Raw genomic sequence first — 11855 nt, forward strand, 5'->3', positions numbered from 1 at the left:
ATGGCGGCTCCCTCGCAGCGCCGGTTGCGTGAGTCCGCCGAAAGACGTGATTCGGCCGCGTCTTTCTTCTGGTTGCCTTCTTCCTGTTGACCCTCACGCGACGTGAGGATCGAAGATACCGCCACGCACGAAAACGGGAGTCGCGACGATGTTGCTGAAAGTGGGTGAGCTGGCCAGGCGCACTGGTTTGACCGTCCGGACGCTGCACCACTATCACGATATCGGCCTGCTGGTCCCGGTCGCGCGTACGGATGCCGGCTACCGCCTCTACGGCAGGGAGGATGTCGCCCGTCTGCACCGTATCCAGGCCTTGCGACGGTTCGGCTTGTCGCTGGGCGAGATCGGCGAGTTGCTTGCCCGTCCAGCGCTGTCGCTGGGCTCGGTGATCGAACGGCAGGTCAGGATCCTGGAGCAGGAGATCGCCCACCGCACGCAACTGCGTGATCGCCTGTTGCAACTGGGTGCGCAACTGGCGAGGGGAGAGGAGCCGGAACTGGCCGATTGGCTGACGACTATGGAACTGATGAATATGTACGACCGTTATTTCACCCGGCAGGAACTGCAGCAGTTGCGTTTCCATCAGGCCGATGCGGCGCGGCAGGCCGAGTGGCGCGCGCTGGTGGACGAGGTGCGCCAGGCGATGGCATGTGGGCTTGCTGCCACCTCGGAAGAAGCGCAGGCGCTGTCGCGCCGCTGGATGAGCATGCTGGAGGAGGATACCGCTGGCGATCCGCGTCTGCTCGCCAAGCTCGACGCCATGCACGCTGCCGAGCCTGGGCTGCGCGAGCGGACCGGCATCACGGCGGAAATCCGCGACTATGTGCTGGCGGCGTTCAACCAGGCCCGGCTGGCCATCTACCGGCGTTGGCTGGATGCGGAGGAGTTCGCTTTCCTTTGCGAGCGCTATCCCAGGCGCATGCACGAGTGGCCGCCGCTGGTGGCGGCGCTGCGCGAGAAGCTGGAAGCCGGTGTGGACCCCGCCAGCGACGAGGTCCGGGACCTTGCCCGGCACTGGCTGGAGCTGTTCCGCTCCTTTGCCGGCGACGATCCGCGAACCCAGCAGAAGATTCGCGCGGCGCTCGCCTGCGAACCGGAGTTGCGCCTGGGTTCGTGGGTGACCGACGAACTGCTGGAATACCTGCGCCAGGCCATCGCGACGTTGCCCGGACACGCCTGATCCTGCCGCGGGAGGAGCCGGGGACGCGATGTCTCCCGGCCGGTCCGTATGTCGCGCTGAAGGGGCTCATGTCCGTATTTCATCAACCAAGGCTGTTCGTTACCCGGACGATGTGGCTCGCTCGTCCGGGAGATTGGATGTCAGGGGTAAGGGGCTCAATCAGACTCATCCATCAGGTTTTAGGATGCTTCACATTTTTCTCTAAGAGTTTTCCTACATATGTGGGGAGAGATCTTAAGTAGGATTTCGCTAACCATTCTCTAACTAATTCCCTTCCTGTAAGTACATGAGTATGTTCTCGCTTCGAACGAGCTTCTGCATCCTGCTGCTCTCTCTCTTGTCCTGCCCGGTTTTCGCCACTTGCAAGGTGATAAGAACCGACGGCGTCACTGTTCCCTCTCTTATCGTGACCTTGCCGAAGTTCACTCCTGCGGAGTTCGACCCCAATATTGCCGAGGGGACGGTTATCTTCTCGTCCGCCGGCACCTCGACGGGGACGGGCGGGAAGATATCCTGTACCACTCCGGTTGGCATTGTGATTTATGTGGGAACCACCGCTGCGGGGCCGGGAAAGTACGATACCTATCCAACGCCGGTGGCGGGAGTCGGTTTTCGTATCCGGGGCGGTATCAATCCTGACGCATGGTGGCCGCAGTACCATGATGAGCCAACCAGCCTGACCTATAACCTGAATGCGGCTACGAACTTCACGATTGAGCTGGTCAAGACCGGGAACATTACTGCCGCTGGGCAAATTACCGGAGAACTTGGGTATACGGTGGCGCTCAATGAGAACTTGATTGCCCGGAGAATAATGGTGAACGGGTCGATACCGATCAGGCCACGGGTACCCACTTGCAAATTGCAGACCCCGACGATTCCTGTCAACTTCGGTCAGCTCGATATGAGCGAGGTGATTCTCGAGGCTCAGTCCTCGTTCCGCTCCTTCGAACTGAAGCTGCTGTGCGCGGGTGGCGAGACAGGGACGAGAACGAAAATGTTCGTCACCTTCACGGACGCCGTGAATCCAACCAACACATCCGACGTACTGTCGCTCTCCTCCGGTTCCACTGCAACTGGAGTAGGCATTCAGATCAGGCGTGATGACAATACGGCGATAAAGTTCGGGCCGGACTCCACCGTGGCAAATAACGTCAACCAGTGGAAAGTCGGGGAATATGGGAATGTCGAAGTATCCATCCCCCTGAAAGCGGGCTACAAGAAGACCGGGCAGAAAGTGACGGCAGGGACCGCGAACGGTACGGCTACCTTCACTTTCAGCTACCAGTGAGCCTCCGCGCAGGGTGATCGAGGGAGTGCCCGTGCCTAGGGGGCTTTCCGCGAGGCACGTCTCGGCTTCCGCTGTCATCGAAACAACGACCTCAAGGGCTCTTTGCCGGGGCGCAGCATGGCTCCCATGACGGCGGTTCAGGAAAGGCGCGATCCGACGAAGCATTCATGAAGCGAGGTCAAATCTGTTTTGTCGCCGACGTGCTTTTCCGTTGCTTTTCGATTATCTAATCTCCTCCGCTCTCGTCCTACACCGGTCCGGCGCCCACACCGCCGGTCCCTCCACTGCGGATCCCCATGAAAAACATTCTCCTGCTCAATGGCGGCAAACGCTTCGCCCATTCCGACGGCCGCCTCAACCAGACCCTGCACGAGGTTGCCCTGGTCCACCTGGATCGTCGCGGTTTCGACGTCTGCGAGACCTTCATCGATGGCGGCTACGACATCCAGGAAGAACTGGGCAAGTTCCTCCGCGCGGACGTGGTGATCTACCAGATGCCCGGCTGGTGGATGGGCGCGCCGTGGACAGTGAAACGCTATATCGACGAAGTGTTCACGGCAGGACACGGTAGTCTCTATGCCAACGATGGTCGTACGCGTTCCGACCATTCCCAGAAATACGGCAGTGGTGGGCTGGTCAGGGGCAAGCGCTACATGCTCTCGCTGACCTGGAACGCCCCGCAGCAGGCATTCGACGAACCGGATGATTTCTTCGAAGGAAAGGGCGTCGATGCGGTGTACTTCCCCTTTCACAAGGCCAACCAGTTCCTCGGGATGTCCGGCTTGCCGACCTTTCTGGCGGTGGACGTGATGAAGCGTCCGGATGTGCCGGCGACGGTGGCCGCCTATGAAGCGCATCTGGACAGGGTATTCGGCAACGCCGCTTGAAGTCGGGGCGGCTCCCGTGGCTTGTCGTCGGAGATGAGGGCGGACAGGGTGTGGTGTCGAACGATGCCGGCAAGCGATCCGGTTCCGGGCGTTTACCCGGCGCGTCGGGGCTGGTCTTAAATTCGAATTTTCCCCCGATCCGTCGAATTTGCTTTCATGAAGAACCGCCCGATCCGGCCGGTTTGCACGAATATTCGATTGGGCGCATCGTAAAATGAGCCCGCTTCGAGCGATTCGAAGCCACCCCGACAATGCCGCTGGCAGGATCGGTCCCGGCTCCCGGTGCCGCGAACGCCTGCCGCCGAATTCAGGAGATTCACATGTGTCCTTGCCCTCACTCCCAGGCCCAGGGAGAAACGGACGGAGAGGCTGAGTGGCATAACGCCGCGCTGGACTTCACCCATGCCATGAGCTACGGCGACTACCTGAGGCTGGACAAGGTCCTTGATGCCCAGTTCCCGCTGTCGCCCGACCACAACGAGATGCTGTTCATCATCCAGCACCAGACCTCGGAACTCTGGATGAAGCTGATGCTGCATGAGCTGCGAGCCGCCCGCGAGCACGTCAGGAGCGGCAAGCTGGGGCCGGCGCTGAAGATGCTGGCCAGGGTCTCGCGGATCTTCGACCAACTGGTGCATGCCTGGGCGGTGCTGGCGACCATGACACCGACGGAGTACAACACCATCCGTCCCTACCTGGGCCAGTCGTCCGGCTTCCAGTCCTACCAGTACCGCGAGATCGAATTCATCCTCGGCAACAAGAACGCCACCCTGCTCAAGCCTCATGCCCATCGACCGGAGCTGCTGGCAGCCCTGGAGCAGGCCCTGCACACGCCGTCGCTGTACGACGAGGCGCTCCGCCTGATGGCCGCCCAGGGGCTGCCGGTGAGCCAGGAGCGGCTCGCCCGGGAGGCGGCCGCCGGCACCCGCTACGAGGCGTCGGTGGAGGAGGCGTGGCGGCAGGTCTACCAGGCGCCGGAGCGCTACTGGGACCTGTACCAGCTGGCGGAAAAGCTGATCGATCTCGAGGACTCGTTCCGCCAGTGGCGCTTCCGCCACGTGACCACGGTGGAGCGCATCATCGGTTTCAAGCCCGGTACCGGCGGCACCGACGGGGTGGGCTATCTGCGCAGCATGCTCGATACCATTCTGTTCCCCGAGCTGTGGCGGCTGCGTTCCAGCCTGTAGTGCCGGGATAGGCGCAGCGTGCTGCTGCGCCTCAGTCGTTGCCGGCGCTTCCCGCTTCCCACTCCTGCCGCAAGAGCCCCATGAGAACGACGTTCCAGCGTTCCCGGCCGACCCGGGTGGCGGAACGGCGCAGGCCTTCCTCGCGGAATCCCGCGCGTCGATAGAGATGACGGGCGGCGGAGTTCCAGTCGTACACGTTCAATTCCACGCGTTCGATGTCGGTATCGGCGAAGGCCTCGGCGAGGAGTGCATCCAGCATCCGCAGCCCCAGGCCCTGGCCGCGCGCGGTTGGCGCCAGGGCTATGCGAGCCAGGCGGGCGACGCCGTTGCGGCGGTCGAACAGCAATTGGCAATGGCCGATGACCTCGCCATCCCGGCAGGCGCTCCAGAGCAGGCGCAGCGGCGGTTGTCGGCGGCTTTCCGCGAGGTCGCCCTGCAACTGCCCGAAGGTCAGCGGATGCTGCAGGGCAGGCCCGGCCCATTGCACCAATTCCTTTTCCGTGGCGAACCAGCGCCGCAGCGTGGGAAAGTGTTCCGGCTGGAACGGGACGAGTTGCAGTTCCGAGGCGCAACCTGAGCCGGGTATGGGCATGCGGAGTGCCTCGCTCAGGTCATCGGGGGTAGCCGGCGCTTCACCGGAGACTTCTTGACGATGGCGGTATTGGTTTCCGCGTAGCCGTTGACCCGGTCCAGCAGCGTGTCGAGCTGCTCCATCGAACGGACCTGGAGGCGGGCGATGAAACAGTCGTCGCCGGTGACCTTGTCGCATTCGGTGAATTCGGCGATCTCCTGGATCTGCCGTTCGACTTCGTGCAGCTTGCCGGGCAGGGGGCGGATGCGCACGATCGCCTGGAACTGGTAGCCGAAGCAGCGGGGGTCGACGTCCAGGGTATAGCCGCGGATCACGCCTCGTTCCTCCAGCTTGCGCAGGCGTTCGGCGACGCTCGGGGCGGACAGCCCAACGATCTGGGCGAGAGCCTTGAGGGACAGCCGGGAATCGCCCATGAGGGCGTTGATCAGGCGTTGGTCGATATCGTCGATCATTTTCGTCTCGAAAGGTTTTTCGCCAGGATAACCTCGATAAAAAAGCTCGCGACTCACTTTTGCCTTTTCCATGCGCTGGAGAGGCGGCGAGTGGCCTCGGATAATCATAGGCCTGTCTTGCGGGAGAGCGCTCATGAACGATCCGATCCGTCGCGGTACGCTGGAAATGACTTCGGCCATGCTGATCTGCGGCACCATCGGATGGCTGGTACTGCTATCCGGTGAGCCGGTGCTCGACGTGGTGTTCTGGCGCTGCGTGTTCGGCTTCGCCGCCTTGCTGGCGGCCTGCGCCGCGCTCGGCTTCCTGCGCCGCGGGAGCCTGGGGCGCAAGGCATTCCTGCTGGCGCTGCTCAGCGGAGTGTTCATCGTCGGCAACTGGGTTCTGCTGTTCGCTTCCTATTCGCGGGCCTCGATCGCCATCGGTACCGCGGTCTACAACGTCCAGCCGTTCATGCTGGTCGCCCTTGGCGCGGTGTTCCTCGGCGAGAGGATCACGGCGCGCACGCTGGGCTGGCTGGGGTTGTCTTTCACCGGCATGCTGGCGATCGCCAGTGCCCACGATGACAGCGGCGGCGCGCGCGGCGACTACCTGCTCGGTATTCTCCTGGCGCTGGCCGCCGCGCTGCTGTATGCCTTCGCCGCGCTGATCGTGAAACGCCTGCGAGACACGCCGCCGCACCTGATCGCGCTGATCCAGGTGGGCGCCGGCGCGCTGATCCTCGCGCCGCTGGCCGATCTGGCCGATCCGCCCCGCGGCGCAGTGCCCTGGGCCAGCCTGGCGACGCTGGGCATCGTGCATACCGGACTGATGTACGTGCTGCTCTACGGCGCCATCCAGAAGCTGCCGACGGCGCTGACCGGTGCGCTGTCCTTCATCTATCCGGTCGCCGCGATCCTGGTGGACTGGGTGGTCTTCGAACATCGCCTGGGCCTGGCGCAGTGGCTCGGCGTGGTCGCCATCCTGCTCGCCGCGGCGGGCATGCAGCAGGGCTGGGGGGTGCGCCTGACGCGGCCGGCGATGCGCCGGGAATGAAAAAGCCCCGCGGCGGGCGCGGGGCTTTTTGCATGGTGAGGTCAGCCGATCAGTTGCCGAAGACCTTGAAACGTTCGCTTTCGGCGATGAAGGCTTTTTCGCCCGCCGCGGCGGCGATCGAGCCGAAGGGCATCTGCGCGCGCAGTTTCCAGCTTTCCGGCAGGTTCCAGGTCTTGTGGGTCTGGGCGTCGACCAGCGGGTTGTAGTGCTGCAGGCTGGCGCCGACCTTGTGCTCGGCGAGCGCGGTCCAGACCGCGAACTGGGCCATGCCGCTGGCCTGTTCCGACCACACCGGGAAGTTGTCGGCGTACAGGGCGAACTGCTCCTGGAGCTGACGAACCACCGACTGGTCTTCGAAGAACAGCACGGTGCCGGCGCCGGCGGCGAAGGAGTCGAGCTTGGTTTCGGTGGCGGCGAAGGCGTCGGCCGGAACGATCTTCCTCAGTTCGTCCTTGGCAATGTTCCAGAACTGCTCGTGCTCGGCACCGAACAGCACGACCACTCGCGAACTCTGCGAGTTGAACGCGGAGGGGCTGTGCGCCACGGCTTCCTTGACCAGCTCGACGACTTTCTCCTGGGCGACGGGCAGTTGCTTGCCCAGGGCGTAGATGGTGCGGCGGTTCTTGATGGAGGCGAGGAATGCGTCAGACATGTGAGGCTCCTTGTTTGGAAATTGGATTGGATATTAGCGGCGGCTTCGATGAGATCAATGGGAAATAACCGGTGATTCCTATCGGCTGGTGCGATGAATGCCGGCAGCCTGCGGAAAGCCCGGCTGCCGGCCAGTGCTGGAGCGTCGGCAGGCTCATGGGGGGCGGCGCATGAAAGTGGAATATCGAGAAAGTCGATGGGCATAAGGAGGTGTGCGAGCGGGACTTTTGATCCAGGTCAGTCTCTCGGTGGGTAAGAAGGGCGGCCAACCTTAAGTGATGGTGACCCGGGAGGCGGGCTCGGGGAGGGTAGTGATTGTAGGATTGTCGGACAATTTATGGAGCAAACCATGTTCGAAAGGCTTTCCCCCACCACCATGCTCGCTATCAAGAAATATGCCTATTGGCTCTGGCTGCTACTGGCGCTGTCGATGCCGTTCAACTACTGGATGGCCCGGGACAGCGAGCATCCGGCGTTCTGGGCATTTGCTCTGGTGTTCGCGGTATTCGGCGTCGGTCCGGTGCTGGACATGCTGTTCGGCCGCGATCCGGCCAATCCCGACGAGGAAACCCAGACGCCGCAATTGCTCGGCCAGGGGTACTACGTGCTGCTGACCCTGACCACGGTGCCGGTGCTCATCGGTACGCTGGTCTGGGCCGCCGGGGTGTTCGTCGACTACCAGGGCTGGGGCTGGCTCGGCCGCCTGGGCTGGATCCTGTCGATGGGTACGGTGATGGGCGCGGTCGGCATCGTCGTCGCCCACGAGCTGATCCACAAGGACTCGGCGCTGGAGCAGGCTGCCGGTGGCATCCTGCTGGCCGCGGTCTGCTACGCGGGGTTCAAGGTCGAGCATGTGCGCGGCCACCATGTGCACGTTTCCACTCCCGAGGATGCCTCCTCGGCGCGCTTCGGCCAATCGGTCTACCAGTTTCTGCCGCATGCCTACAAGTACAACTTCCTCAACGCCTGGCGCCTGGAGGCCGAGCGCCTGAAGCGCAAGGGCCTGCCGGTGCTCGGCTGGCAGAACGAACTGATCGGCTGGTACCTGCTCAGCCTGGCGCTGCTGGTCGGCTTCGGCTGGGCGTTCGGTTGGCTGGGCGTGCTGTTCTTCCTCGGCCAGGCGTTCGTCGCGGTGACCCTGCTGGAAATCATCAACTATGTCGAGCACTACGGCCTGCATCGGCGCAAGGGAGAGGACGGGCGCTACGAGCGGACCAACCATACGCATTCCTGGAACAGCAATTTCGTCTTCACCAACCTGGTCCTGTTCCACCTGCAGCGGCATTCCGACCACCACGCCTATGCCAAGCGTCCCTACCAGGTCCTGCGCCACTACGACGACAGCCCGCAGATGCCCAGCGGCTACGCCGGGATGGTGGTGCTGGCGCTGATCCCGCCGCTGTGGCGCGCGGTCATGGATCCCAAGGTCAAGGCCTACTATGCGGGCGAGGAGTACCAGCTATCGGCCGAGCAGAGCGACACTCCGGCCGCTTCCTGAGCCGGCCCCGGCGAGTCCTGCCGGTCCCGTCCGGATAGCTCTTCGTTCGGGCAGTCCCGCGTCGCGCCGGGTTGTCTATCCTTGGCTGTATCTCGGCAGGGAAAGGAGCCTGGGATGAACATTCGGCAGAGAATCATCGCAGCGGGCGCCATCAGCATCATGGCGGCCATCTTCCTTGGTGGCGTCGGCTTCTGGGGGCAGATCCGCTTGAGCAAGGCGTTGTCGGAGAACGAACTGAGCGTCAACGCCATGCGCAATCACATGGAAGGCGACATGATGCACGATGCGCTGCGCGCCGACGTGCTCGCGGCGTTCGTCGTGCAGCCCGGCGACAGCGCCGCCGGCGACCAGGTCCGGCAGGACCTGCAGGAGCACAGCCGGTGGTTCCGCAAGGTCGTCCAGCAGAACCTCGACCTGCCGCTCGACGATGCCACCCACCAGGCGCTGGTGGAACTGCAGCCGGACCTGCAGGCCTACATCGGTTCCGCCGAGGGCATCGTCGAAAAGGCCTTGCGCGATCCGCTGGCGGCGCGCGCCGACCTGCCGTCGTTCGGCGAGGCCTTCAAGGAACTCGAAGGGCGCAACGAAGCGCTCAGCAGCCTGATCGAGGCGCATGTCGAGCAGACCCACCGCGAGCGCGAGGACAGCATGCGTTATTCGGCCTGGATGCTGGGGGGCGGGATTCTGGTCGCCTGCCTGGTCCTCGGCCAGCTCTGTCGCCAATTGCTGCGCGCCGTCCTGAAGCCGCTGCGCAAGTTGCTTTCCTCGGCCAGGGTGATCGCCCAGGGCAACCTGCAGGAGCCGATCGGCGTCGACAGCGACGACGAAGCCGGGCAGTTGCAGCGGGCGCTGGGCGAGATGCAGGAAAACCTGCGGCAGATGATCACCATCATCCGTGAGGAAAGCGAGGAGCTCCACGGCACTTCCCAGGCCATCGGCCAGACCTCGCAGTCTATCGTCCAGGGCGCCAGCCAGCAGGCCGACAGCGCCACCAGCATGGCGACGAGCATGGAGCAGATGATCAGCAATATCTCGCAGATCTCCGACCATGCCGACAATGCCCGGGTGATCTCGGCCAAGTCGGAGGAGCTGGCCAGCAGTGGCGGCCAGGTGATCCTCAATGTGGTGGAGGGGATGAGCCGCATCGCCGAGGTGGTCAACCAGTCCTCTAGCAGCATCACCGCCCTCGGCGAGTCGTCGGACGAGATCCATTCGATCATCCAGGTGATCAAGGGGATCGCCGAGCAGACCAACCTCCTGGCCCTGAACGCCGCCATCGAGGCGGCCCGGGCCGGAGAGGCCGGGCGCGGTTTCGCCGTGGTCGCCGACGAAGTACGTGGCCTGGCGGCGCGCACCACCCAGTCGACCCAGGAGATCACCGCGATGATCGAGCGCATCCGCGCCAGCACCGGGCAAGCGATCAGCAGCATGCAGGCCGGTGTCAGCCGGGTCAACGAAGGGGTATCGTTCGCCCGCCAGGCCGGGCTGTCGATCAACGAGATCCTCGAGGGAACTCGTCATGCCGCCTCGGTGGTGGACGAGATTTCCCAGACCATCCGCGAGCAGTCGCGCGCCAGCGACGAAATCGCCCAGCGCGTGGAGCTCATCGCCCAGCGTTCGCAGCAGAACACCCAGGCGATGCACGAGATGGCGGCCACCGCCCGGCGCCTCAACGAGGTGGCGGCAACCATGCGCTCCTCGGTCGAGCGTTTCAGGATCTGAACGCGATCAACCGGTCGACTCGGGCAGGCGCACGAACAGTGTGTAGCGCGCGCCTTCGATCGCTTCGAAGGCGATCAGCTTCTCGATCAGCGCCAGGTTGAGAACCTTGCCCGCGTTGAGCAGGAGCATTCCGTTGTTGGCGTTCAGGTTGCGCGCCAGCACCATGCCCGGCACCAGGTCGCGGGTGCCGTGGGCACTGACCTGAGGGTCGGCCAGGGTGACGTCGGCGAGGATGCTCGCGCAGACCTGGATGAACGGTTCGATCAGGTCCGGATCGTACAGCCGGCCAGCGTACTTGCGGATGTACATCAACGCTTCGTCGCGGTTCATCCGCCGCTCGAGGATCAGCCCACGCTGCAGTTCGACGAAGTCCACCGCCAGCTTGAGCAGGCGCGAGCCGAGCGGAATCGCCTCGCCCTTCAGATGGTCCGGATAGCCGCTGCCGTCCCAGTGCTCCTGGTGGTGGCGGATCAGGCGGGCGGCGTCCTGCATGGGTTCCAGCGACATCAGCAGCGATTCGCTGAGTTCCGGATAGCCGCGGAAACGGTCGCGGTCGTGATGGTAGAGCAGGTCCGAGGGCGCGCTGAGCAGGGTGTCGTTCCAGCTCAGCTTGCCGATGTTGTACAGCGCGGCGGCCATCGCCAGGTCGCGTGCGTCCGATTCGTCGACGATCCCGGTGGCGCAGCAGGCGCGGACCAGCTCGATGATCTGCTGGTTGGTCTGCTTGTCCTTGGGCAGGCGCTGGTTGACCAGCAGGGAAAAGACCTCGGTACCGACCACATAGCTGCGCTTGAGCTCCTCGTAGGCCAGGTCGAGCATGTCGGCGGTCTGCTGCAGCTCGGCGGTGCGCGCCTGCACGCGTTTCTCCAGCGTGGCGTTGAGTTGCTGCAGGCGATCGTTCTGTTCCTGGGTGAGCCGCTCCAGGCGCCGCCGCTCGCGTTCGGAGTGGAGATACTCGAGCGCCTGGCGCAGGGTCAGGAGCAATTCGTCGTCGTTCCACGGCTTGCTGAGGTAATGGTGGATGCGTCCCTCGTTGATCGCCTTGGCGATGGTCGGCAGGTCGGCATGGCCGGTGAGCAGGATCCGAATGGTCTCCGGGAAGCGGCGGTGGACTTCCGCCAGCAGGGCGGCGCCGTCCATGTTCGGCATCCGCGCATCGGAGACCACCAGGTCGACGGGACGACTGTCGAGCAGTTGCAGGGCCTGCTCGCCGCTTTCCGCCAGCAGCAGGTCGTAGGGCTGGTTGCGCAGCAGGCGCCGCAGGCTGCTGAGGATCAACGGTTCGTCGTCGACCAGCAGGACGCTGAAGCGGATCTCCGTCTCGCTGGAAGGAGGTGCGCTATCGTTCATGAGTGTCTGTCCACC

Annotated in this window: 11 protein-coding genes; 7 read left to right on the plus strand and 4 right to left on the minus strand. The window is 63.8% G+C overall.

Annotated features, from left to right (window positions below; all coding sequences use genetic code 11):
- Positions 1-148: 148 nt before the first annotated feature.
- The 4 genes from B7D75_RS12165 (at position 149) to kynA (ending at position 4542) form a co-directional block, all read left to right on the plus strand.
- The gene (locus B7D75_RS12165; RefSeq protein WP_053813799.1) at positions 149-1177 is read left to right on the plus strand and encodes a MerR family transcriptional regulator; all 1029 of its coding nucleotides are present in this window, start codon (positions 149-151) and stop codon (positions 1175-1177) included.
- A gap of 286 nt (positions 1178-1463) precedes the next feature.
- Entirely contained in the window at positions 1464-2468 is a 1005-nt protein-coding gene (locus B7D75_RS12170; protein ID WP_053813800.1) for a fimbrial protein, read from the plus strand.
- A gap of 296 nt (positions 2469-2764) precedes the next feature.
- Positions 2765-3355 carry an NAD(P)H-dependent oxidoreductase gene (locus B7D75_RS12175; RefSeq protein ID WP_107114047.1) on the plus strand — a complete coding sequence of 197 codons (591 nt, stop codon included), beginning with the start codon at positions 2765-2767 and terminating at the stop codon, positions 3353-3355.
- A gap of 320 nt (positions 3356-3675) precedes the next feature.
- Positions 3676-4542, plus strand: a complete 867-nt coding sequence (kynA, locus tag B7D75_RS12180) for a tryptophan 2,3-dioxygenase (protein ID WP_012075492.1) — start codon at positions 3676-3678, stop codon at positions 4540-4542.
- A 31-nt stretch (positions 4543-4573) separates the two neighbouring features.
- Here kynA and B7D75_RS12185 read toward each other — a convergent pair whose 3' ends face one another.
- Positions 4574-5134, minus strand: a complete 561-nt coding sequence (locus B7D75_RS12185; RefSeq protein WP_003149483.1) for a GNAT family N-acetyltransferase — start codon at positions 5132-5134, stop codon at positions 4574-4576.
- Between the two features lie 14 nt (positions 5135-5148).
- Positions 5149-5586 carry an Lrp/AsnC family transcriptional regulator gene (locus B7D75_RS12190; protein WP_034080494.1) on the minus strand — a complete coding sequence of 146 codons (438 nt, stop codon included), beginning with the start codon at positions 5584-5586 and terminating at the stop codon, positions 5149-5151.
- 133 nt (positions 5587-5719) lie between these two features.
- Here B7D75_RS12190 and B7D75_RS12195 point away from each other — a divergent pair, with 133 nt between their 5' ends.
- Positions 5720-6619 carry a DMT family transporter gene (locus tag B7D75_RS12195; protein ID WP_107114048.1) on the plus strand — a complete coding sequence of 300 codons (900 nt, stop codon included), beginning with the start codon at positions 5720-5722 and terminating at the stop codon, positions 6617-6619.
- Positions 6620-6668: 49 nt separating this feature from the next.
- Here the strand turns inward: B7D75_RS12195 and B7D75_RS12200 are convergent, their stop codons facing one another.
- A complete protein-coding gene (locus tag B7D75_RS12200; RefSeq protein ID WP_003149489.1) occupies positions 6669-7271 on the minus strand; it encodes a nitroreductase family protein in 603 nt (200 codons plus the stop codon).
- 348 nt (positions 7272-7619) lie between these two features.
- Here B7D75_RS12200 and B7D75_RS12205 point away from each other — a divergent pair, with 348 nt between their 5' ends.
- Both B7D75_RS12205 and B7D75_RS12210 read left to right on the plus strand, forming a co-directional pair.
- A complete protein-coding gene (locus B7D75_RS12205; RefSeq protein WP_053817110.1) occupies positions 7620-8768 on the plus strand; it encodes an alkane 1-monooxygenase in 1149 nt (382 codons plus the stop codon).
- Between the two features lie 114 nt (positions 8769-8882).
- Positions 8883-10490, plus strand: coding sequence for a methyl-accepting chemotaxis protein (locus B7D75_RS12210; RefSeq protein WP_034080491.1), 1608 nt, complete (start codon positions 8883-8885; stop codon positions 10488-10490).
- 6 nt (positions 10491-10496) lie between these two features.
- Here the strand turns inward: B7D75_RS12210 and B7D75_RS12215 are convergent, their stop codons facing one another.
- Positions 10497-11840, minus strand: coding sequence for an HD domain-containing phosphohydrolase (locus tag B7D75_RS12215; protein WP_034080490.1), 1344 nt, complete (start codon positions 11838-11840; stop codon positions 10497-10499).
- Positions 11841-11855 lie beyond the last annotated feature (15 nt).

It is taken from the genome of Pseudomonas paraeruginosa, assembly GCF_003025345.2.
Taxonomy (GTDB): Bacteria; Pseudomonadota; Gammaproteobacteria; order Pseudomonadales; family Pseudomonadaceae; genus Pseudomonas; species Pseudomonas paraeruginosa.